Annotated in this window: 20 protein-coding genes and 1 pseudogene; 14 read left to right on the top strand and 7 right to left on the bottom strand. The window is 59.1% G+C overall.

The window, feature by feature from the left end; all coding sequences use genetic code 11:
* Positions 1-5: 5 nt before the first annotated feature.
* From nrdI to E4662_RS23265, 6 genes and pseudogenes are all read left to right on the top strand, one after another.
* Positions 6-395: pseudogene (gene nrdI, locus E4662_RS23290) on the top strand (class Ib ribonucleoside-diphosphate reductase assembly flavoprotein NrdI); the annotation flags it as partial.
* An 82-nt stretch (positions 396-477) separates the two neighbouring features.
* Positions 478-2,625: a class 1b ribonucleoside-diphosphate reductase subunit alpha gene (gene nrdE, locus E4662_RS23285; RefSeq protein ID WP_136444042.1), complete on the top strand. Its 2,148-nt coding sequence runs from the start codon at positions 478-480 to the stop codon at positions 2,623-2,625.
* 15 nt (positions 2,626-2,640) lie between these two features.
* Positions 2,641-3,615: a class 1b ribonucleoside-diphosphate reductase subunit beta gene (nrdF, locus tag E4662_RS23280; RefSeq protein WP_136444041.1), complete on the top strand. Its 975-nt coding sequence runs from the start codon at positions 2,641-2,643 to the stop codon at positions 3,613-3,615.
* Positions 3,615-3,998 (top strand): pyrophosphohydrolase domain-containing protein, encoded by a 384-nt coding sequence (locus E4662_RS23275; RefSeq protein WP_136444040.1) that lies wholly within the window; start codon positions 3,615-3,617, stop codon positions 3,996-3,998. Before nrdF ends, E4662_RS23275 begins: the two co-directional genes overlap by 1 nt.
* A gap of 66 nt (positions 3,999-4,064) precedes the next feature.
* Positions 4,065-4,676, top strand: coding sequence for a cob(I)yrinic acid a,c-diamide adenosyltransferase (cobO, locus tag E4662_RS23270; protein ID WP_136444039.1), 612 nt, complete (start codon positions 4,065-4,067; stop codon positions 4,674-4,676).
* A 3-nt stretch (positions 4,677-4,679) separates the two neighbouring features.
* Complete coding sequence (locus E4662_RS23265) at positions 4,680-6,125, top strand: cobyric acid synthase (RefSeq protein WP_136444038.1); 1,446 nt, start codon at positions 4,680-4,682, stop codon at positions 6,123-6,125.
* A gap of 16 nt (positions 6,126-6,141) precedes the next feature.
* On the opposite strand, the gene cbiB is transcribed toward E4662_RS23265, so the two are convergent.
* Positions 6,142-7,083: an adenosylcobinamide-phosphate synthase CbiB gene (gene cbiB / locus E4662_RS23260; protein WP_136444037.1), complete on the bottom strand. Its 942-nt coding sequence runs from the start codon at positions 7,081-7,083 to the stop codon at positions 6,142-6,144.
* 229 nt (positions 7,084-7,312) lie between these two features.
* Between cbiB and cobU the strand changes: the two genes are divergently transcribed.
* The 3 genes from cobU (at position 7,313) to E4662_RS23245 (ending at position 11,238) form a co-directional block, all read left to right on the top strand.
* Positions 7,313-7,825, top strand: a complete 513-nt coding sequence (gene cobU, locus E4662_RS23255) for a bifunctional adenosylcobinamide kinase/adenosylcobinamide-phosphate guanylyltransferase (RefSeq protein ID WP_136444036.1) — start codon at positions 7,313-7,315, stop codon at positions 7,823-7,825.
* On the top strand, positions 7,822-8,838 hold the full coding sequence (gene cobT, locus E4662_RS23250) for a nicotinate-nucleotide--dimethylbenzimidazole phosphoribosyltransferase (protein WP_136444035.1): 1,017 nt from the start codon (positions 7,822-7,824) through the stop codon (positions 8,836-8,838). Before cobU ends, cobT begins: the two co-directional genes overlap by 4 nt.
* 270 nt (positions 8,839-9,108) lie before the next feature.
* Positions 9,109-11,238, top strand: a complete 2,130-nt coding sequence (locus E4662_RS23245; protein WP_276606327.1) for a heavy metal translocating P-type ATPase — start codon at positions 9,109-9,111, stop codon at positions 11,236-11,238.
* Here the strand turns inward: E4662_RS23245 and E4662_RS23240 are convergent.
* From E4662_RS23240 to E4662_RS23225, 4 genes are all read right to left on the bottom strand, one after another.
* Positions 11,222-11,659 carry a MerR family transcriptional regulator gene (locus E4662_RS23240; RefSeq protein ID WP_136444033.1) on the bottom strand — a complete coding sequence of 146 codons (438 nt, stop codon included), beginning with the start codon at positions 11,657-11,659 and terminating at the stop codon, positions 11,222-11,224. The genes E4662_RS23245 and E4662_RS23240 overlap by 17 nt on opposite strands.
* Positions 11,660-11,772: 113 nt before the next feature.
* On the bottom strand, positions 11,773-12,777 hold the full coding sequence (locus E4662_RS23235) for a phosphotransferase family protein (protein ID WP_136444032.1): 1,005 nt from the start codon (positions 12,775-12,777) through the stop codon (positions 11,773-11,775).
* The gene (locus tag E4662_RS23230) at positions 12,774-13,982 is read right to left on the bottom strand and encodes an acyl-CoA dehydrogenase family protein (RefSeq protein ID WP_136444031.1); all 1,209 of its coding nucleotides are present in this window, start codon (positions 13,980-13,982) and stop codon (positions 12,774-12,776) included. Before E4662_RS23230 ends, E4662_RS23235 begins: the two co-directional genes overlap by 4 nt.
* 3 nt (positions 13,983-13,985) lie before the next feature.
* Positions 13,986-14,762 (bottom strand): enoyl-CoA hydratase/isomerase family protein, encoded by a 777-nt coding sequence (locus E4662_RS23225; protein WP_136444030.1) that lies wholly within the window; start codon positions 14,760-14,762, stop codon positions 13,986-13,988.
* Between the two features lie 333 nt (positions 14,763-15,095).
* Here E4662_RS23225 and repA point away from each other — a divergent pair, with 333 nt between their 5' ends.
* The 4 genes from repA (at position 15,096) to E4662_RS23205 (ending at position 19,890) form a co-directional block, all read left to right on the top strand.
* Entirely contained in the window at positions 15,096-16,280 is a 1,185-nt protein-coding gene (repA, locus tag E4662_RS23220; RefSeq protein ID WP_136444029.1) for a plasmid partitioning protein RepA, read from the top strand.
* Positions 16,281-16,303: 23 nt separating this feature from the next.
* Positions 16,304-17,248 carry a plasmid partitioning protein RepB gene (gene repB / locus E4662_RS23215; RefSeq protein WP_240705306.1) on the top strand — a complete coding sequence of 315 codons (945 nt, stop codon included), beginning with the start codon at positions 16,304-16,306 and terminating at the stop codon, positions 17,246-17,248.
* Positions 17,249-17,438: 190 nt separating this feature from the next.
* Positions 17,439-18,698: a plasmid replication protein RepC gene (gene repC / locus E4662_RS23210; RefSeq protein ID WP_136444027.1), complete on the top strand. Its 1,260-nt coding sequence runs from the start codon at positions 17,439-17,441 to the stop codon at positions 18,696-18,698.
* Between the two features lie 193 nt (positions 18,699-18,891).
* Positions 18,892-19,890, top strand: a complete 999-nt coding sequence (locus E4662_RS23205) for a LacI family DNA-binding transcriptional regulator (RefSeq protein ID WP_136444079.1) — start codon at positions 18,892-18,894, stop codon at positions 19,888-19,890.
* Here E4662_RS23205 and E4662_RS23200 read toward each other — a convergent pair whose 3' ends face one another.
* Both E4662_RS23200 and E4662_RS23195 read right to left on the bottom strand, forming a co-directional pair.
* The gene (locus tag E4662_RS23200; protein ID WP_136444026.1) at positions 19,891-21,024 is read right to left on the bottom strand and encodes a Gfo/Idh/MocA family protein; all 1,134 of its coding nucleotides are present in this window, start codon (positions 21,022-21,024) and stop codon (positions 19,891-19,893) included.
* A gap of 13 nt (positions 21,025-21,037) precedes the next feature.
* Entirely contained in the window at positions 21,038-22,141 is a 1,104-nt protein-coding gene (locus E4662_RS23195) for a Gfo/Idh/MocA family protein (RefSeq protein WP_136444025.1), read from the bottom strand.
* A 118-nt stretch (positions 22,142-22,259) separates the two neighbouring features.
* Here E4662_RS23195 and E4662_RS23190 point away from each other — a divergent pair.
* Positions 22,260-22,795, top strand: a 536-nt coding sequence (locus E4662_RS23190) for a PfkB family carbohydrate kinase (RefSeq protein WP_240705305.1), incomplete at its 3' end; no start/stop codon positions are given.

Here is a 22,795-nt window from a genome sequence, read left to right as displayed (position 1 = left end):
TGACCGTGGGGGGGCTTGTCTATTTCTCTTCGCGCTCCGGCAATACGGCGCGGTTTGTGGCGGACCTTGGTTTGCCCGCCGAGCGTATACCGCAAAGCGGCGAGACCCTCCCCACCCCAACCGCCCCTTTTATCCTGATCTGCCCGACCTATGCCGATGGCGAAGGACGGGGCGCTGTGCCGAAACAGGTGATCCGGTTTCTCAACGATCCAAGTCGCCGCGCGCTGCTGCGCGGTGTGATCGCTGGGGGAAACCGGAACTTTGGTGCGACCTACGCGCGGGCCGGGGATGTCATTGCGCAAAAATGCTCTGTGCCCGTGCTCTATCGCTTTGAACTGGCAGGCACAGAGACCGATGTGGCCCGCGTGCGCGCGGGGCTGAAAAAATTCTGGGGATATCTTCCGGATGTCCCTAGCGAGTCAATTGCACAGGGGGGTAGGTCTGCTCCCCTCACCGCTGCGCATCTTGAGGAAACAAATGCTCGACAATAGCCTGACACAGGACGGGACTGACACCGCGCTGGATTACCACGCGCTTAACGCGATGCTGAACCTCTATGACGAGGACGGCAATATTCGCTTTGACGCGGATCGCATGGCCGCGCGTCAGTACTTCCTGCAGCACGTCAATCAGAACACGGTTTTCTTCCACTCGCTGGATGAAAAGCTCGGGTATCTGGTAGATGAGGGCTATTACGAGGCAGAGGTTCTCGACCAGTACTCCAAGAACTTCCAGCGCGAGATCTGGGCCGCCGCCTATGCCCGCAAATTCCGCTTTCCCACCTTCCTCGGGGCGTTCAAGTATTACACCTCCTACACGCTCAAGACCCGCGACGGGCAGCGCTATCTCGAACGCTATGAGGACCGGGTTTGCATGGTCTCACTGGCGCTGGCGCGCGGGGACGAAGCGCAGGCGATGGCCTATATGGAAGAGATCATCGGCGGCCGGTTCCAGCCTGCAACGCCGACCTTCCTGAATGCCGGGAAGAAGTCGCGCGGGGAGTTGATTTCCTGCTTCCTGCTGCGTGTCGAAGACAACATGGAGAGCATTGGCCGGGCGATCAACTCGTCGCTGCAACTCTCGAAGCGTGGCGGCGGTGTGGCGCTGATGCTGACCAACATCCGCGAGCACGGTGCGCCGATCAAAGGCATTGAAAACCAGTCGTCGGGCGTCATCCCGGTGATGAAGCTGCTCGAAGACAGTTTTTCCTATGCCAACCAACTGGGCGCGCGGCAGGGTGCGGGGGCGGTTTATCTGAACGCGCATCACCCGGATATCCTGCGGTTCCTCGACACAAAACGCGAAAACGCGGACGAGAAAATCCGCATCAAGACGCTGTCGCTCGGCGTGGTGATCCCGGATGTGACCTTTGACCTCGCCAAGCGCAATGAAGAGATGTACCTCTTCTCGCCGCATGACGTGGAGAAGGTTTACGGCGTGCCCTTCTCGGACATTTCCGTCACCGAGAAATACGACGAAATGGTCGACGACAAGCGCATCCGCAAGTCCAAGATCAATGCCCGCGAGTTCTTTCAGACGCTGGCGGAAATTCAGTTCGAGAGCGGCTATCCCTATATCATGTTCGAAGACACGGTGAACGCGGCCAACCCGATTGACGGGCGCATCACCATGTCGAACCTCTGTTCCGAGATTTTGCAGGTGAATGAGGCGTCGGAATACAACGACGACCTGAGCTTTAGCCATCTCGGCACGGATATTTCCTGCAACCTTGGCAGTCTGAATATCGCGCGGACCATGGATGGGCCGGATTTTGGTGCGACTGTCGAGACGGCCATTCGAGCACTGACGGCTGTCAGCGAAATGTCTGCCATCGACAGCGTGCCCTCGATCCGGCGCGGCAACGATGAGGCCCATGCGGTGGGGCTTGGGCAGATGAACCTGCACGGCTTCCTCGCCCGCGAGCACATCCACTACGGCAGCCCCGAAGGTGTTGATTTCACCGGCGTGTATTTCGCCGCCGCCGCCTATCACGCAATCCGCGCCTCCAATGCGCTGGCGCGAGAAAAAGGCCAAAGCTTCGTCGGGTTTGAGAAGTCTGCCTATGCGGATGGCAGTTTCTTCGACAAATACACGACCCGGGATTGGCTGCCGGAAACCGATGAGGCCAAGGCCCTGTTCGAGCGGTTCGAGATCACCCTGCCGAGCCGCGAGGACTGGACCGCGCTGAAAGAGGCGGTGATGAAGGACGGGCTCTATAACCGCAACCTTCAGGCCGTGCCGCCGACTGGCTCGATCAGCTACATCAACAACTCGACTTCCTCGATCCACCCCATCGTTTCGCGTATCGAGATCCGCAAAGAGGGCAAGATCGGCCGCGTTTACTACCCCGCGCCGTTCATGGACAACGAGAACCTGGATTACTACCGCGATGCCTATGACATCGGGCCTGAGGCTTTGATCGACACATATGCGGCGGCGACAGAACACGTGGATCAGGGGCTTTCTCTGACCCTGTTCTTCCCGGCCGAGGCCACGACCCGCGACATCAACCGCGCGCAGATTTACGCATGGAAGAAGGGGATCAAGACCATCTATTACGTCCGCCTGCGCCAGACCGCCCTTGAAGGGACGGAAGTGCAAGGCTGCGTGTCCTGCACGCTCTAAGGAAGGGCTGTCATCATGAAAGACAACGTGGAAACCCGCGCCATCCCGCGCGCGATCAACTGGAACCGGCTGCAGGATGACAAGGACCTTGAGGTCTGGAACCGGCTGACGGTGAACTTCTGGCTGCCCGAGAAAGTGCCGCTGTCGAACGATGTGCAAAGCTGGGCCACCCTGCGCCCCGAAGAGCAGCAGCTGACCATTCGCGTCTTCACCGGGCTGACGCTTCTGGACACGATCCAGAACTCTGTCGGCGCCCCTGCCCTGCTCCCCGATGCGCAAACCCCGCATGAAGAGGCCGTGTTGACCAACATCGCCTTTATGGAAGCGGTGCACGCGCGCAGCTATTCGTCGGTTTTCTCGACCCTGTGTCAGACCAAGGAGGTGGATGAAGCGTTCCGCTGGTCCGAAGAAAACCCGCACCTTCAGGAAAAGGCGCGACTGATCCTTGATAAATACGACGCGGGCGGCGATCCGAACAAACGCAAGATCGCCAGCGTCTTCCTTGAGAGCTTCCTGTTCTATTCCGGCTTTTACCTGCCGATGTACTGGTCCAGCCGCGCCAAGCTGACCAACACCGCCGATCTGATCCGCCTGATCATCCGGGATGAGGCGATCCACGGCTACTACATCGGCTACAAATTCCAGCGCGCCACCGAACGCCTGCCCGAAGCGGAACGCGCGGCGCTCAAAGAGTTCGCCTTCTCTTTGATGTTCGAGCTTTACGACATAGAGGCGCGCTATACCGAAGAGCTGTATGACAGCCTTGGTCTGACCGAAGACGTCAAAGCCTTCCTGCACTACAACGCGAACAAGGCGCTGCAGAACCTCGGCTATGAAGCGCTTTTCCCGGACAGCGCCTGCGAGGTGAACCCGGCGATCTTGGCGGCGCTCAGCCCGGACAGCGAAAACCATGACTTCTTCTCGGGCTCCGGATCGTCTTACGTGATCGGCAAGGCGGTGGCGACAGAAGACGAAGACTGGGATTTCTGATGACCGCCGATACCCTGTCCACTGTGCGCGCCTGGCATGAGGCCTTTGAAGTTCCAATCAAGGACAGCCCTGTACTGCCCGAGGACCGTGTTCAGATGCGCCTCGCCATCCTCGAAGAAGAAGTGGCGGAGCTGCGCGAGGCGGTAGAGGCCGGAGATATGGTCGAGGTTCTGGATGCGCTATGCGACATTCAATACGTGCTCGACGGGACGTTTCTGGAGTTTGGCATGCACGGGGTGAAGGGCGCGGCCATGGGAGAGGTGCACGCCTCCAACATGTCCAAACTCGGCGAAAACGGCGCGCCCGTGTTGCGCGAAGATGGCAAGGTTCTGAAAGGGCCGAACTTCTTCCCGCCAAATCTGCGGCAGTTTCTGCCTGAATAGAGGCTACGCAGTGCTGCGCGCCTCCGACCACAATGCCACCTCTTTGGACAAGGATGGAGAGCAGACATGAGCGATGACATAAACGCCCAACACAACGAAAGAATGCGCAAGATCAAGGCCGTGCGCGACAAGATGATGGCGACCAAGACCGAAGAGAAAGGTCTGATCATGGTCCATACCGGCGCGGGCAAAGGGAAATCGTCGTCGGGCTTTGGCATGATCATCCGCTGCATTGCTCATGGCATGCCCTGTGCCGTTGTTCAGTTCATCAAGGGTAGCTGGGAGACCGGTGAGAAAACCTTTCTGCGCGAGCGGTGCTCCGAAGAAGTCCGCTTCTTTGTCTCCGGTGAAGGCTTCACCTGGGAGACACAAGACCGCGAACGAGACGTGGCAGCTGCAGAAAACGGCTGGCGCATTGCCAAGGAACAAATTCTGGACCCGGAGATCCAGTTCGTTCTGCTGGACGAGATTAACATCGCGCTGCGCTATGATTATCTCGACATCGACGAGGTGGTGGACTTCCTGCTGAACGAGAAGCCCGCGATGACCCATGTCTGCCTGACCGGGCGCAACGCCAAACCCGAGCTGATCGAAGCTGCCGATCTGGTCACCGAAATGACATTGCTAAAGCACCCGTTCAAAGACGGTGTGAAGGCGCAGAAGGGCGTGGAATTCTGAGCCATGCCCCGCGCGCTCATGATCCAGGGCACCGGCAGCAATGTCGGCAAGTCCATGCTGGTGGCGGGCCTGTGCCGTGCTGCGCGCAGGCGAGGGCTGTCCGTTGCGCCTTTCAAGCCGCAGAACATGTCGAACAACGCCGCAGTGACGGAGGATGGCGGCGAGATTGGCCGGGCACAGGCGCTGCAAGCGCTGGCCTCTGGCCTGCCGCTTCATACGGACATGAACCCGGTGCTTCTCAAACCCGAAACCGATGTTGGTGCGCAGGTGATCGTGCAGGGAAGACGCTTTACCAGCACCAAGGCGCGCGACTACTACGATCTCAAACCGCAGCTGATCGGCAAGGTTCTGGAGAGTTTTGAGCGTCTGAAGTCCGCGCATGATCTGGTCATTGTCGAAGGCGCCGGCAGTCCGGCGGAGGTCAATCTGCGCCGGGGCGACATTGCCAACATGGGGTTTGCCCGCGCCGCAAACGTGCCGGTGATCCTTGCCGGGGATATCGACCGGGGCGGTGTCATTGCACAGATCGTCGGCACGCAGGCGGTGATTGATCCCGAGGATGCGGCGCTGGTCAAAGGGTTCCTGATCAACAAGTTTCGCGGTGATCCGCGCCTGTTTGATGATGGCTATGCGATGATCGAAGCGCAGACAGGTTGGCGCGGTTTCGGTGTGGTGCCCTGGTTTCGCGAAGCCTGGAAACTGCCTGCCGAGGATGCGCTGGACGTGGATGCTCCCAAACGCGCGAGCGGTTTACACATCGTATGCCTGTGCCTGTCGCGTATTGCCAATTTCGACGATCTCGATCCGCTGGCACAGGAGCCAGGCGTGCGGCTGACCATGCTTGGACCGGGCCGCGCTTTGCCGGGTGATGCTGATCTGGTGATCATTCCGGGAACCAAGTCCACGCGCGGCGATCTGGCTTTCCTGCGTGCGCAGGGCTGGGATGTGGATCTTGCGGCGCATGTGCGGCGCGGCGGGCATGTTTTGGGGATTTGCGGCGGCTACCAGATGCTGGGCCGCACTGTTGCGGATCCCGGCGGGATCGAAGGTGACCCCGGCAAGGATGATGGTCTGGGGCTTCTGAACGTGGATACGATCATGACTCCGCACAAGCATCTCACACAGGTCGACGCCACCCACAGCGCCAGCGGCAAGGCATTCAAGGGGTATGAGATCCATATCGGTGAAACCACCGGGCCGGACCGATCCCGCCCCTTTGCCCATGTAGATGGCGCTGCCGAAGGTGCGGTGTCCACAAATGGCCGCATCATGGGAAGTTACCTGCACGGGATGTTCTCTGACGATGGCTTCCGAGCGGCCTGGTTGGCGGGTTTCGGCGTGACTTCGGAAGCGCGCTATGATGACACGGTAGAACGCACACTCGACGCGCTCGCGGACCACCTGGAGGCTCATCTGGACGTGGCGGGTTTGTTGGAAACCGCAGGCTGAGCGAAACCCGACTGCTCTAAAACCCTATGCAAACGCAAACCCCGAGCAGAGCGGCCATTCCCGCCATTGCCCGACGATAGAGGCCCAACCCGCACCCCAGATCAGGCGCGCCGGGATCGGGCGCGCCTTCATTGACCCAAGGTTCCTTGGCGAGGTGCGCGCCATAGACGCGCGGTCCTGACAGGCGCACATTCAAGGCCCCCGCCATCGCCCCTTCGGGCCATCCTGCGTTGGGCGAGCGATGTTTTCCTGCGTCAGCGCGCATCACGGACAACGCGCGGTGCGGTCGATTTGAAACCAAGGCGAACAGAACACCGGTCAGACGTGCCGGGATCAGGTTGACCAGATCATCCAGCCGCGCGGCCACCTTGCCAAAGCACTCGTAGCGCGCATTGCGATGGCCAATCATCGAATCCAGCGTGTTGATCGCCTTGTAGGCGGCAATCCCGGGCAGGCCTGCCACCGCGCCCCAGAATACCGGCGCGATGATTCCATCCGAAGTGTTCTCTGCAAGGCTCTCTAACGCACTGCGCGCCACGCCAGCGGTGTCCAGTTGGTTTGGGTCACGGCCCACGATCCTCGAAACCGCAGTGCGCGCGCTTGCCAGATCCCCCTGCCCCAACGGGCGCTCGACCGCCAACACATGATCGTGCATAGAGCGCAGGGCCAACAGCGGCCAGGCCAAGACCCCGCCCAGCACCACACCAAGCCATCCACTGGGCAATGCGCTCTGCAAAACAAGAGCAACGCCCCCTGTCACGCCAACCACCAGAACCGTCACCAAGCCCCCGGTCCATAGCCTTTGCCTTGGCCCCCCGGTATTCAGCATCGCTTCGAGCCGGGCGATCAGAGCACCGATCCATGTCACCGGATGCCCTATCCTGCGAAACAGGCCATCCGGCCAGCCGATCACGCTGTCCAGAGCACATCCAAGTAACATCATGGCGGCGAAACTCATGCGCCATCTCCGATCTCAATCCGCAACACGAACACAAAACCCATTTTGGTGACCACCCTTGCCCGTAAACACGCCAGAAAGCCCAAGCTCCGGCAGGCGAGTCCCCTACCCTGCCACTAGGCGAAATCGACTTGCGCTTCAGAGTGGCCCACGCACGCCGAAACAGGACGGGATGACAGGATCAATCGGCCCTTTCCTCTTTGAACGGATTCTGCTTTGTCACGCGGTCATGGGAAAGTCGATACTGATCACAGGCGGCGCGCGATCCGGCAAGAGCACCTACGCAGAGCGCGTGACGCTCGGCCTTGGTGTTCCCGCGATCTATATCGCCACGGCCGAAGCGCATGACGGCGAAATGGCCGACCGCATCGCCCGTCATCAAAGCCGCCGCGGGGTGGAATGGACCACACTCGCAGAACCGCTGGACCTCGCGCTGGCGCTGAAGGACAGCGATGGTTCGGCCCCAAGGCTCGTGGATTGCCTGACACTCTGGCTGTCAAACCTGATGTTTGCCGAACGCTGCTGGGAAGAGGAAACCGCCCGCCTGACCGATGCCCTCGCTGCCCAGTCCGCACCCGTTGTCTTTGTGACCAACGAGGTGGGCGCAGGGATCGTTCCCGAGAACAAACTGGCACGTCAGTTCCGCGATGCCGCCGGATTTATGAACCAACAGATCGCAACCGCCTGTGACGAGCTCTGGCTCTGCGTCTCAGGCTATCCAATCAAGGTCAAACCCTCATGACAACCCCCTTGGTTTTCCACAGCTTTGCTCAGATCACAGACGCTGCTGCCAAACTCACTGCCCCTGATAATGCGGCCCGCGATGCCGCAACCGAGCGGCAGATGACCCTCACAAAACCGCCGGGCTCGCTTGGCCGTCTCGAAGAGTTGGCGATCTTCGTGGCAGGTTGGCAAGGGCAGGTGAACCCGATCTTGGACAACGCGCAAGCGCTGGTTTTTGCAGGAAATCACGGGGTCTGTGCGCAAAGGGTGAATCCCTTTCCCCAAGAAGTCACAGCCCAGATGGTTGCCAACTTCCAGTCAGGCGGCGCGGCGATCAACCAGCTGTGCGGCGTCTCCGGCGCTGCGCTTTCGGTGATCGCGCTCGACCTCGACAAGCCGACGGCAGACTTCACCGAAGGCCCTGCCATGACAGAGGAAGACTGCCTGGATGCCATGCGGCGCGGCGCAGAGGCTGTCGATCCGAAGGCCAGTGTACTGATCCTTGGCGAGATGGGCATCGGCAACTCGACAGTTGCCGCAGCGCTGGCGCATGCGGCCTTTGGTGGAGAGGCCGCCGATTGGGTTGGAACGGGAACCGGCTCGGACGCGGAGGGTGTCGCGCTCAAAACGCGCGTTGTCGCCAGAGGCGTGGCTTTGCATGGCGATTCCAAAGGTCTTGCCCAATTGGCCGCTGTTGGGGGACGTGAACAAGCCGCGATTTGCGGGGCGGTGCTGGCAGCGCGTCAGGCGCGGATCCCGGTGATCCTTGACGGTTTCATCTGCACCGCAGCGGTTGCCCCCCTTTTTGCTGCAAGCCCTGCATTTCTCGACCATTGCCTGATCGGCCATGCCAGCCGCGAACCGGGTCATACACGCCTTTGCACCGCCATGGGCAAAGAGCCGATCCTGTCGCTCGACATGGCCCTTGGCGAAGGGTCAGGGGCCGCGTTGGCGCTAAACATTCTGCGCGGGGCTCTGGCCTGCCACAATGGCATGGCGACCTTTGCCGAAGCGGGTGTTGCCGGGGGTTGATCCGTCCGGCTGTGGCGTGACAACAGAACGCGCAGGCAAAGCACAGCTGAGGGTGCGTTTAACGGCCATCACGATGACAAACTGCTTGATGCTCTAGTCGCTAGAGGTCGTATTCCTATTGCGAATCAAGTCGAGCAAAGCGGTACGACAATGGCCTGCGCCCAAGAGACCAAACCTCAAAATGCATCAGTTGGCAGCGCGTGTTGCAGCGGTAGCGCTCCAAGGGCAAGCCAAACGGCGCAGCTCACCGGAAACACCAACGCTTTCCGGATCGAAGGCATGGACTGCGCCGCCTGTGCCGCCACGATCATCACCGCTGTTGAAGGGATTGATGCCGCCCTTACCGCGCAGGTTTCTTTGGCAAATGAGACACTGACCGTCTCCGCTGAAACGGGGGACGTCCCGACTGCAACGATTGAACAAACCGTTCGGCAGTTGGGGTTCGGAGTGGCCCCGCGTGACGCAGGCTCCGCTGCCCAAACACCTTGGTGGGCGATACCCAAAGTGCGCCACCTTGGCCTAAGCCTCCTGGCCACGGTTCTGGGCTTTGCGGTGGTTCACTTGCTCGGGGGGCACGATACGGTCGTGTTCACCGCCATCGCGTCGTTTGCCATCTTCCCCGTGGCCAAACGCGCTGTCATGGCGGCCCGGCTTGGTGCCGTGTTCACTATTCAAATGCTCATGATGATTGCCGCCATCGGTGCGGTAATCATTGGCGAACAGCTCGAAGCCTTACTGGTGGTTCTGCTTTTTACCTTGGGCGAAATTCTGGAAGCTCAGGCAGCGCAAAAGGCACGCTCCGGCATCAAGGCGCTTGGTGCTTTGTTGCCAAAGGACGCCTGGCTTCTTGACGGGAACACGCCGCGCCAAGTCCCTGCGGAGAGCCTGCAACAGGGGCAGCGTATCCTTGTCCGCCCCGGCGACAGGATGCCTGCCGACGGCACCATCGAAACGGGAACATCGAGCCTGGACGAAAGCCCGCTCACCGGGGAGAGCTTGCCCGTGACGAAATCCGTCGGAGAAGACGTCTTTGCCGGATCGGTCAATCACGACGCCGCGCTGACCGTCACTGTCACGAAACCCGCAGAGGACAACACGATCTCGCGCATCATCGCGATGGTGGAAAACGCACAAGACGCCAAGGCACCTACAGAACGGTTCATCGAACGATTCTCCAAAGTGTACATGCCGATTGTCCTGGCCTTGGCGCTCGCTGTCGCGATCCTACCACCTTTGTTGGCCGGGGCTGATTGGGCAACATGGACGTACCGCGCGCTTGCGCTTTTGTTGATCGGCTGTCCTTGTGCCCTGGTCATATCCGTTCCGGCCGCCATCGCGGCTTCGCTGGCAGCCGGCGCGCGACATGGCATCCTGATCAAGGGTGGCGCGGTCATGGAAGATATCGCGCAGGTCAGAACCGTGGTCTTTGACAAGACCGGCACGCTCACAGAAGGCGCGCCGCGAGTGACCGACGTTATCGCGTTTTCCGGAAGCAACTCTGCGTTGCTTGGGTTGGCCTTGGGATTGGAGCAAAGCTCATCCCATCCGCTGGCCGCCGCAATCTGCGCCCACGCGAGGTCAGAGGGCGCATCGGCTGTTGCCGTCGAAAACCCGCAAATCGTTCCGGGCAAAGGCATGGAAGCCACGGCAGGGGGCAAACCGCTTTTCATTGGCGCGCCGAAGTATGCGGCAGAGCGTGTCCCCCTGCCCGAGGACGCACAAACCTGGATTGCCGCCCTGGAAGACCAAGGATGTACGCTGGCTGTTGTGCTGCTCGGCACGGACGTTCTTGGTCTCATTGCCCTGCGTGACGAGCCTCGATCGGAAAGCGCCGCGGGCGTCCAAGCCCTTGCCGAGCAGGAAATTGGCGCGGTCATGATGACCGGTGACAACCGCCGCGCCGCCACTGCCATTGCTGCGCGTCTTGGCCTGACGGCCGAGGCTGAAATGCTCCCAGAACACAAATCCGCCCGAATTGCCGAGCGTGCCCAGCATGAGACAGTCATGATGGTTGGCGATGGCGTCAATGACGCCCCTGCCCTTGCCCAGGCGCAGGTCGGCGTTGCAATTGGATCCGGCACAGATGTGGCGTTGGAAGCCGCGGACGCCGCGTTGATGCGGAACGACATTCGGGACGTTGCGCGACTGACCGGATTAGCCCGGCGAACCATGAAAACGGTACGTCAGAACGTGGCCCTTGCGCTTGGGCTGAAGGCGATCTTCCTTGTCACAACCGTCACGGGCCTGTCCGGCCTTTGGATGGCTGTTCTCGCGGACACGGGTGCGACGGTTCTGGTCACGCTCAACGCAATGCGTTTGCTGGGCGCATTGGGAAAGCCGCCCCGCGCGGACAAGCCGCGCGTTGAGCGAAAATCGTTGCAGGTCAGCCCGGCAAACTGACTTTGCCATGGTCTGTGCGGCATTCCGCGTGATCGGCCAGCACCTCGATCACACGGCAATCACACACCCGACCATGGGCGCATTCGTCGACCATGCGCTCCAGCTCCCGCTCCAAAATCTGAAGCTGCGCAATCCGTTCCCGTATTGATGCCAAGTGATCGCGCGCAATGCTGTCTGCCGCATGGCAGCTGTCTTGTGGTTTTTCGGACATGGTCAGCAAAGCCCGAATGTCTTCCATCTCGAAACCAAGCTCGCGCGCATGACGGATAAAACGTAACCGCTCCAGATGCGCATTCTCGTACCGCCGCTGATTGCCCGCATTTCGCGGCGCTTCTGGCAGAAGTCCCACCTGTTCATAGTAACGGATGGTTGGCACCTTGACGCCAGTTTTCTTGGAAAGCTGGCCAATGGAATAGGACATGTCAAACCCTCTAGAGACTAGAGGTAATTTACCAGATCAAAATATCTCCGCAACCCGCCGTAAGGAGAGAACGAGGAATCTGCGGAATACACACGCGTCTCCCCTGCCCCACTTTAGTGTTTTGCTTCAATAACTTCCAATCCCCGACGCGCGAACCTCTCTGCCATGCCCGCGGGCGACTCCGTGCCAGCGGCTGTCCCCGCCTTTACGCGGTCCGCGATTCCGACCCAAATCACGGCGAACCGAAACAGCGCGAATGCCTTGTGGAACGCCGTCAAAGCCGACCCGCTTCGGCTCTTCGCCATATACCGCCCGACAAACTCAGCCTCTTCGGGAAGGTTCAGCGACGGATAGTCAAGACCAAGCAGGCCACCGTATTCCTCCGGTGCCGTGTGCCACGCCATGCAGCAGTATCCAAGATCCGCAAGCGGGTGCCCAAGCGTGGACAGTTCCCAATCCAGAATGGCCACCACGCGCGGCTCTGTCGGATGAAAGAGCACATTCCCCATGCGGTAATCGCCATGTGCAATGCTCACAAGCGCATCATCATCCGGCTGATTATCCACCAACCACTCTGCGAGGCAGTCCAGTTCCGGGATCGGCGGATGCGTGCTCTCATGCCATTGCCGGGACCATCGTGCGATCTGCCGTTCAAAATAATTTCCGGGCCGTCCGAAATTTCCGAGACCCACTTCCTCCGGATTGACTGCGTGCAGTTTTGCCAGAGCATCGGCAAGACCCATCCAAAGGGCGTGGCGCTCGGAGGGGTCCGCGTCTGCCAACGCACCATCGGCAAACACCCGGCCATCGACACGTTCCATCAGGTAAAAAGGTGTCCCGATCACTTCCGGGTCACTGCAAAATGAGATGGGGCGCGGAACCGGAACATCTGCTGGGTGCAGTGCGGACAGCACACGATACTCTCGGTCAACCGCATGAGCGCCGCGCAAGATCGGACCATCCGGCTGCTTGCGCAAAACCATACGGCGCGTGCCATGTGTGACGAAGTAGGTCGGGTTCGATTGACCGCCCTCAACACGCTCCAAAGCAAGCGGAGCATCACCGAAAAACTCGGCCAGGAAGCCTTCCAGCCGTGCCGGGTCAAAATCGGCATTCATGCACCGACATCCCACTGCCAAAACCCCCTGCCCTCTTTTTCAACGTTGCGATGCAGGATCATCTTGTGCACCTCATCCGCGCCGTCGACGAGCCGCGCTTGACGGGCATAGCGGTAGATCCACTCCAAAGGCGTATCCTTGGAATACCCGCGCGCGCCATTGATTTGGATCGCCACATCCGCGGCCTTGTGAAGCACATTCGCCACGTGGACCTTGGCCATGGAAACTTCCTTGCGCGCAAAGTTGCCGCGATCCAGTTCCCACGCAGCCTTCATCACCAAAAGCCGACCGATTTCGATCTGCATGGCAATATCGCCCATCATCATCTGCACGCTCTCGCGCTTAGACAGGCGCTCGCCAAAGGCAAAGCGGTTTTGCGCATAATCGTCCGCTATCTCGACACAGCGTTTGGCGAGACCAAGCCAACGCATACAGTGGGTAAGGCGCGCAGGGCCAAGGCGAATTTGCGTCAGCTTGAGACCATCTCCCTCCTCCATGAGCAGGTTCTCGGCCGGGATTTCCATATCCTCGTAGACAACCTCACAATGCCCTCCGTGCTCTTCGGGCCCCATGATCGGTATCCGCCGTTCAATACGAAAGCCGGGCGTGTCACGCCGATGCAAAAAAGCGGAAAGACCCTTGCGCGGATCATCCGAGGTGCGCGCAATAAGGATGAAGTGATCGCTCTCTTCCGCCCCGGTGATGAACCATTTGCGCCCGCGAATGACATAGCCGCTGTTTGTGCGCGTAGCCTTGGTCAGCATCATGCCGCCAGGATCGGACCCTGAACCCGGCGCGGGCTCCGTCATGGCAAAGGCGGACTGCACCTCCCCGCGCACAATGGGTTGAAGCCATTCCTCCTTCTGTTCCGCGGTGCCAACCTTTTCCAGAACCTGCATATTGCCATCGTCGGGAGCTGCGGCGTTGAAGACGACCGGGCCAAAGATCGACCGGTTCATTTCCTCATAGCAAACCGCCATCCCCTGCAGACCAAGCGCCTGCCCGCCGGTTTCCTTTTGCAATTGCAGGCACCAAAGCCCCTCTGCCTTTGCCTTGTCTCGCAGCCCGTTCAGAACGTCCTTGCGAATGTTTTCATGAAGATCGTACGTGTCCCGATCCGCTTCCAACGGCAGGATCTCTTCATCGACAAAACGGGCGATACGAGATCGGAAATCTTCGACGCGGGGCGTGATTGAAAAGTCCATGGCTTACTTGCCCGTCCAGTTCGGGGCGCGTTTCTCGCCAAAGGCAGTAATCCCTTCCTTCGCGTCTTCGGTCATCGGCATCAGCCCGATCTGGCTTTCCAAAAAGCTGATCGCCTGTTCGAAACTCATACCCGACGTCGCCGAAAGCGCGTATTTCCCGCGCCGGATGGCCGTCGGGGATTTTGACGTGACCCGCTCGACCAACCAGTCCGTTTTGGCGTCCAGCTCTTCTGGCGCGGCAACGTAATTTACCAAATTGCAGGCAAGCGCGTCTTCGGCGCTCATCATCTCGCCAGTGTAACACATCTCGGCAAAGGTCCGTGCGGGGATCAGGCTTTGCAGAAGTGCGGCGACCTGCATCGGGAAGAGGCCAACTTTGACTTCGGGCAAGCCAAACTTCGCTGACGAGGACGCGACAGCCATGTCACAAACCGCCAGCAGACCCATGCCGCCCGCCAGGCAAAACCCATTGATCCGGCCAATGACCGGTACCGTAGAGCGACGGGCCGCGCGCAGCATGTTGGCGTAGTTCGAAATCGGCTCCGAGTAGTCAAAATCGAAAACACCGCCGCCCAGATCCGCGCCTGAACAAAACGCCTTGTCCCCTGCCCCGGTCAGGACAATTGCCCGAATATCCGGATCCTTGGATGCTGTCTCGAATGCTTCGGTCAGCTTCAGGATTAACGCGTCATTGACGGCATTACGTTTCTCCGGACGGTTCAGCGTCAGGCGCAGTACGCTGCCTCGGCGTTCGGTGATCAGGTTTTCGGATTCGGACATTATGCCTCCCATTGGTCTTGTTCCTCTCGCAGCCTGCAAAAGGGCTGCGTTGTCCCTTGATCAATAGTTGATCATCTTGGAGCAAAAGGCGACCGGTTCGGAAAGGTTTTTTGTGCAAGTTCCTCCGCTGTTTCCGAAGGCTGTCCCGGCTGCTCCCGCGCCAAGATGGAGTTTACAGCTGTAAACTTGCGCCGTTGACAGACAGACCATATTGTCGAGTTGAGCCTGCATAGACACTAAATAGGCGAAATTTCTTGACTTAAGATGGTGAATCGCACCTTTTATCCCCAAGTGGCGTAAAAAAGGCCACATTTTTGAAATTGGGGCAACCACATGATTCCAGTGACACCACTTGACACTGAGAGACCATCAACGCTCGCGACCGAGATTTCCGAGCGTCTGAACGCTGCAATCCGGGAGCATCTGCTGTCGGCTTTCGCGCCGGACAACACCAAACGTCTGCGCAGTTTCTCGGCTCCTGAGGTGGCAGAACTCCTTGGCGTGTCCGGGCAGTTCATGCGCAAAGTTCATGCAGAAGGCACGGTGCCCGAACCGCAGGACATCCGCAGCGGTCGTCGGCACTACACCGCTCAGGAAATACTGAACGCACGCGAAATTCTCGAACGCTCCTCTCGCACCAAGGGACGGTACGTGCCGCAGCGATCGCCGGACGAAAAGCTACAGGTTTGGCAGTTGATGAACTTCAAGGGCGGCAGCAGCAAGAGCACCTCGACCATCCATCTCGCCCATTACTTCGCTCTGCGCGGATATCGTGTGCTTGTCGTAGATCTTGATCCGCAAGGCTCCCTGACCTCCATGTGCGGGATCAGCCCTGAGATCGAGTTTGACGGCCTGACAATCTATGATGCCATTCGCTATGACGATCCTGTCGATATGGCAGAGGTTGTTCGGGAAACCTACTTTCCCGGGCTTTCGATTGCGCCGTCTCGGCTCATCCTCTCCGAGTTCGAAACGGAGTCCGCGGTCCATTCCAACCCGGATCAGCCGTTCTTCACCCGCATCCGAAACGCATTGGCACAGGTCGAAGAGGATTTCGATCTGGTTCTGCTCGACAGCCCGCCGCAACTGGGGTTTCTGACCATCGCAGGTATGGCGGCGGCAAGCTCGCTGATCGTGCCGCTCACGCCTTCGATGCTTGATGTGTCCTCTACAGCGCAGTTCCTCGAACTCGCAGGCGCTTACATGGGCGTCATCGAAGATGCGGGCGCGTCTTTGCAATACGATCACTTCAAATTCCTGATCACGCGGGATGAGCCTACGGATGTGCCCTCACAACAGTTGACATCTTTCATGCGCGCCCTGTTCCAGGACCGTGTCATGTCTGCGACCGCGTTAAAGAGCACGGCCATCAGTGACGCGACGATGCTCAAGCAATCAATCTATGAGGTTGTTCGCTCCGAAATGACCCGGGCGACCTATGACCGTGCCAAGGGCTCCATGGATGCAGTTGGCAACGAGGTCGAGCGCATGATCCAACAATCATGGGGGCGTAGCTGATGGCTCGAAAGACGCTGCAAGACATGTCTGGCATCGCTAGCACCATTGCCCGCTCCGGCGCCAAGTCCGGGGACCGAACCACCAAGCCAAGCGCGCCGGCACTCGGAGCGCTCCAGGGGTCGTTGGCTGCAATTCGAGAAATCGATCCCGGTCTGATCGACGATTGGGGACCGGCGGACAGGTTGGGGGAGTTTACAGCTGTAAACTCGGAAGAAGACGGGGAGTCCTTTGAGACCTTGAAGGCGAGCATACAGGATGCCGGTCAGCAAGTTCCGATCCTTGTGCGCAAAGCTGGTGCTGACGATCGCTATGAGGCGATTTACGGCCGGAGACGGCTAAAAGCCTGCCGCGAGCTTGGGATCAAGGTCCGTGCAAACGTGCAGGACATTGATGACCAGACGGCGCTGCTTGCCAAGGGGCTCGAAAACGCCGCTCGGCGCAATCTGTCGTTCTATGAAAAGGCGCGATTTGCAGAGGCTATTTTGAACGCGGACCACACAACGGCCACGGTTCGGCAGGTGCTCAGCCTGTCTGCGTCCGGTCTCTCGCATTTGACCAAAGTGTATCAGAACATCCCCCAAACTGTCGGTGATGCGATCGGCGCGGCTCCGAAATCCGGCAGACCGAAGTGGACAGCGTTGGCGGAGCATTTCGTGGCAAAACGGATCACGAAATCCGCCGCTTTGTCCATTCTGGAATCCCTCGGGGCTAACGCATCTTCAGATGACCGTTTGGAACAACTCCTAAGCGAGATTACCAAGCGCGGGGCCCGTCCCGGCAGCGGGTCTTCGGAAACGTCCCCCGTTGAAGGGATAACGATCAAGACGGGAAAAGGCGCAGTCTCTTTGTCCGCCAGGAAATCCGGACCGAACGCGAAGTTCGCCGAATGGCTGGACGAGAACCTCGCCGACATAATCAAACAATCCTACGCCGAGTTTACAGCTGTAAATCGGACGGACGACACCTGAGGCAGAGCAGAAAGGAGAAAGGCAAACAAGAAAACCCCCGAAACCGGAGTTCCGAGGGCTGCTGCGCACAAGGCGCATTCTTAGCTTAGACACCTAGAATCTAGCAGCCACCGAATCACCACACAAGAGAAAACGCTTTTGAGCGAACGGGTTTTTTTTGTCTGCTGTTTGAGCGATGACAAGAATTGGAATGGCTCCGATTGGAGCAACTGAAGCGGTGCAGCTTCAGAACAGAGAGAGTTTGCCTTCTGGCTGGCGAAAAATCACGGACGGGCTTTCATATGCGGAACGTCTGGCGGAACACGGCGAAACTCTGGCTGTGCCCAAGGCGCAGGCCATGGCTGCCGTAAAACGGGTCGCAGCGCATATTGGTCTCAAGGCCGGCGATATGCTTCTTCTCGACACGCTCGGCGCCTTTTCACAGGTTCAGGATTGGACCGTGGGCAATCGGCCAATTGTCTGGGCGTCCAATGCCTACCTGATGGAACAAACCGGTTTTTCGCTGTCAGCCTTGAAACGGCACGCACGGCGCCTCGCGGACAGAGGCGTCATTTCCTTCAAGGACAGTCCCAACGGCAAGCGTTGGGGGAGGCGCGACGCCGAAGGCTTCATCACAGAAGCATACGGGTTCGATCTGTCGCCGCTGTCCGCGCGCGCGGAAGAGTTCGAGCGTTTGTGGCGCGCGCAAAAGGCGGAACGCACCTTGTGCCAACGTCTGAAACGCCAGATTACAGTTGCGCGGAGAGTCATCCGCGCTCGGGTTGAAAGCGCTATCCAGGACGATCTACGCGGTCCGTGGTCAATACTGATGCCCGCGTTTGACGATCTTCTGAAACAGCTTCCGCGTGGCAATTCGACTTCCGAAGCACTTGCGCGACTTTTGGAACAATTTCAACAGCTTCAAAGCAAAGTCGAAAACGCCATTCAGGCGGCTCTCCAGTCCGAGAGTTCTGTGGAAAACCATGAAGACCCGGTAGAATTGATCGAGGAAAACACACCAGAATTGACCCCCAAGGAGCCCATTTCTGAACCCCACATACAAACTACCAATCAACTTAATCCTGTAAATCGTAATTCTTTGAATGCCCGGAAAAAAACTGCTCCCACTGATAGCAGGATTGACGTTCCCACAGTCATGCGAGCTTGCCCAGAATTTACCACCTGGGTCCGAGCAATCGGATCCTATCTGAAGGATTGGCGTGATCTACACCGGGCTGCAGGTCATCTTGGACCAATGATCGGCTTGTCAGATCTGACTTGGAAGAAAGCTCAGGAACAGCTTGGACCCAAAACAGCTGCAGCCGCGCTTGTTCTGACTTTTGACAAGCACTGCGCCGGTGAGATTACGTCGCCTAACGGGTATCTGCGCGGGATGATCCGAAAAGCAGGGGCAGGGGAGTTGCATCTCGAGCGGAGTTTCCATGGCAGGTTGGCCAAGCAAGCGGCATAGTCAAAAAGGGCAGGGAGGTGAGGTTATACAAGATACAGTGCCGAAAGGACTGGGAAGCCCTTTATGTGGTGGCGGTTTCGCAAAATACTAACATCCAACGCCTCAGATGCGAAGAGTTGGGCCGCAAGGGGCATCTGCTGGAAAGATCAGCCAAACCCTTTATGATACGCAGGCTCAAACGGAGGAAACGACGGTGAACGTGACATTGAAAGACGTAGCCGAGCGCGCAGGCGTGTCGCGGTCTGCCGTGTCGCGTACATTTACCAAAGGTGCCTCTGTTTCGGCCAAGACGCGCGACAAGGTGGAACGCGCGGCGCAGGAGCTCGGATACAGCCCCAACGCTTTGGCGTCTTCTCTGACGACGGGACGGACCAAGCTGATCGGATTGATTTCGAACAACTTCCACAACCCGATTTTCCTTGAGGTTTTTGACCAGTTTACCCGCGCGTTGCAGGAGCGAGGGCTGCGTCCGTTGATTGTTAATCTGACCGATGAGACTGAGCCGACCAACTCTGTCAGAATGCTGCGGCAGTATTCCGTGGATGCGGTGATTGTCGCGTCTTCGACCTTGCCGCCCAGTTTCGCCAAGGCGTTCAACGATGCAAATGTGCCGGTGGTGCACGCTTTTGGGCGGTTCAACACATCTCCGGATGTTCACGTGGTTGGGATCGACAACGTGGAGTGTGGGCGGATCGCGGCGCGGGAGTTGCTTGCGCGTGGCTACCGGCGCGTGGGGTATTTGGGTGGTCCTGCCGACGCGACCTCTGCGCAGGATCGTCTGGTGGGATTTCGCGAGATCATTGAAGCAGACCCTGAAGCGGACTTGCTCAGTACGTTTTCGGGTGGATACTCGTTCGAAGCGGGACGGGCTGAGATGCTCCGTCAGATCGCCGCTGGTCCTGCCGAAGCATATTTTTGCGGCGATGACGTTCTGTCTGTCGGGGCGCTCTCAGCCCTTCGGGAAAGTGGATTAGAGCCAGGAAAAGACGTTGGCATCATCGGGCTGAACGACATGGAAATGGCCCGCTGGGAAAGCATCGCCCTGACCACGATCCACCAGCCGATTGAACGGATCATTGCGGCTTGTGTCGATCTGGTCGAGAGCATGCTGCAGGAGCCGGACCGTTACCCGGAGGCGCGGATTTTCCCGTGCCGCGTGATCGAACGCAGCACGCTCCGGCCCCGGGTTTGATTATCGGAACATCGGCGGTCTGGCTTCGGTCCAGGCGCCATCGGCATTGCCCGAAGAAACGGCCGCATGGACAGCCGCGATAGAGCGAACACCATCGGCGGCTCCCGGGAGGCCATCGCGGGCCTCGCCCCGGATCGCGTCGGCCAGATCACAATAGATGTTGGCAACCGCGAGCGGGAATCCTTCGGGGTGGGCAATGGCGACGCGGGACAGGCGCGTGGCATCGTCATAGAGACCGCCTTCGCCTTTCTCGATGATTTGCGTACGGCCACCGACCGGCGTGTAAACCAATTGGTTGGGCTGCTCTGAGGCCCACCGCAAACCGCCCGTTTCGCCGAATACCTGGATGTCAAACCCATGCTGCCGGCCGATGGCCACGGAAGACGTCCAGAGCCGGCCAACTGTGCCACCTTCCATGCGGAAGTTGATCATGGCGTCGTCTTCGAGCACGCGGGATGGAATAGTTGAGGCCATGTCGGCGGAGAGTTTTTCTACCTCATCATCGCAGATGAAGCTGGCCATGTGCAGAGCGTGGATACCGCAATCAGCGAACTGCCCCGAGACACCCGCCATCGCGGGATCATAACGCCAACGCACGCGCGGGTTATCGGCGTCAGTGGCATCCCCGTGGTGGCCATGGCTGAAATTGGTGACAACAAGGCGGACCTTGCCAATCTCCCCGGCGCGCACCATAGCGCGGGCCTGCCGGACCATTGGGTAAGCGGAATAACAGTAGTTGACCACGCAGAGCTTTCCGGTGGTTTCCGCAACGCGCACGATCTCCTCGCCTTCTTCGACGCTCATGGTCATGGGTTTTTCACACAGCACGTTGAAACCCGCTTCAAGGAAAGCCTTGGTGATTTCGAAATGCGTTGCGTTCGGCGTGGCAACAGTCACGAGGTCAACCCGATCCGCGCGGTCCCGTTCGCCCGCAAGCATCTCTTGCCAGTCGCCGTAGGCGCGATCCTCGGCGATCCCGAGCCGCTCTGCATACTCCCGCCCAACGTCGGGCCGGTGATCAAGCGCGCCTGCGGTGAATTCAAACAGCCCGTCCGCTTGCGCGCCGAGACGATGTGCCGGTCCGATCTGGCTGCCTTCGCCGCCGCCGATCATGCCCCATTTCAGCTTTTTCATGAGTGTCTTGTCCCTAGAATTCGGAGATGTTCCGCCAGGTCTTTTCCTGTGATGACGCCAGTGCGGCTGCCACAACACGATTGACCGCATGCCCATCAGCAAAGGTTGGCCATACCGCATCGCCAGTTTCAATGGCGTGCAGGAAATCGCGGGCTTCGATGATGATCTGGTCCTGATAGCCGGTGCCGTGGCCTGGGCCCTGGCAGAAGGGCTCATAATCCGGATGGGAAGGGCCTGTCAGAATCTTGGTAAAGCCGCGCTCCGCCTCTGGTCCGTCCATCCGGTAGAGCCAGATCGCGTTCTGATCCTCCTGATCAAAGCGGATCGCGCCCTTGGTGCCGGAGATCTCATAGGCGTAACCCATTTTGCGACCGGTTGCGACGCGGCTGAAGTACATATGCCCCATGGTGCCGTTTTCGAACCGGCACATCATCTGCGCGTGATCGTCGTTGGTGACGGTGCCGCCGGGGCGGGTTTCGTGCACGGTTTCGACCTCGGCCATAACGGATGAGATCGGCCCGATCAGTGCCAGCGCGCCGTTGATCATATGCGGTGCGAGATCGCCCATGGTGCCGTTTGCCATGCCGCTGGTGCGCCATGTGGCAGGGGAGGCAGGGTCAGCCAGAAAATCCTCGGTGTGTTCGCCGCGGAACCATGTCACGTCGCCGATCTCGCCAGCTGCGATAAGGGCGCGGGCGTATTGGCTGGCAGGGGTTCGGATGTAATTGAAGCCAACCATGGCAGGCACTTGGGCTGACTCCGCCGCCTTCATCATGGCGTGGCTATCCTCGATCGATGCGCCCAAGGGTTTTTCGCAAAAAACAGGTTTGCCAAGCGCAAAGGCCGCCTCGGCGATGGCGCGGTGTGTCGATTGGGGCGAGGCAATGACCACGGCTTCGACCGCAGGATCATTGACCAACATCTGCCAATGCGCCGTCGCCCGGGCAAAGCCATAGGCTTTGCGGTACCGCTCGGCGCTCTCTTCCGAACTTGCACAGATCATCTCGAGCCGTGGTCGAAGCGCGGTATTGAACACCGCGCCAACGGCAGACATGGCCACGGAATGTGCCTTGCCCATATAGCCGCCGCCGATGATTCCTATTCCGATATCAGTCATGTTTCAGCACCTTGGAGAATGGTGTTTGCAACCGGTTGCAAAATCGGTATCCTAGGATTCGTCCGGAGGCAAGATGTTTCCTTGTCCGGTACTGAAATCGCCGTGTCAGGGGGGACTGATGTCTGCATTGATCAATGGGATCAAAGGAAATCGTTTTGCGGTTTTTGGCCGTGCCGGGATGGACATGTTTGCCGATCCCGTCGGTGTGAAAAGTGAACATGCCGAGACGTTTCGCGCGGATCTGGGTGGCTCGTCCGCCAATATCTGCGCCGGGCTGGTAAAGCTCGGGAGCGCTGCGTCTTTGATCACCTCTGTGTCTGACGATGCCGTGGGACGGTTTGCCTTGAACCGGTTGCAGCATTACGGGGTCGATACGTCGTTTATCCGGGTTCTGGGCGGAGAATACCGCCTGTCTTTGGCAGTCTACGAAAGCTGCATCGACGCGTTCCAGAACGTCATCTACCGCAACGGTGCGGTGGATTTTCAAGTGACTGAAGAAGACATGGACCGGGTGGACTATTCCGGGTTTTCCGCCCTGATCACCGCCGGGACGGTATTTGCCGCCGAGCCATCGCGCAGCGCGACCTTCCGCGCCTTTGAGAATGCGAAGCGGGCGGGTCTGCCGATCATCTTTGACATCGACTATCGTCCTTA

Source organism: Pacificoceanicola onchidii, assembly GCF_004804335.1.
Lineage (GTDB): Bacteria > Pseudomonadota > Alphaproteobacteria > Rhodobacterales > Rhodobacteraceae > Pacificoceanicola > Pacificoceanicola onchidii.
The sequence above is the reverse complement of the archived record's forward strand: the minus strand, read 5'-3'. Positions and strand labels throughout refer to the sequence as shown.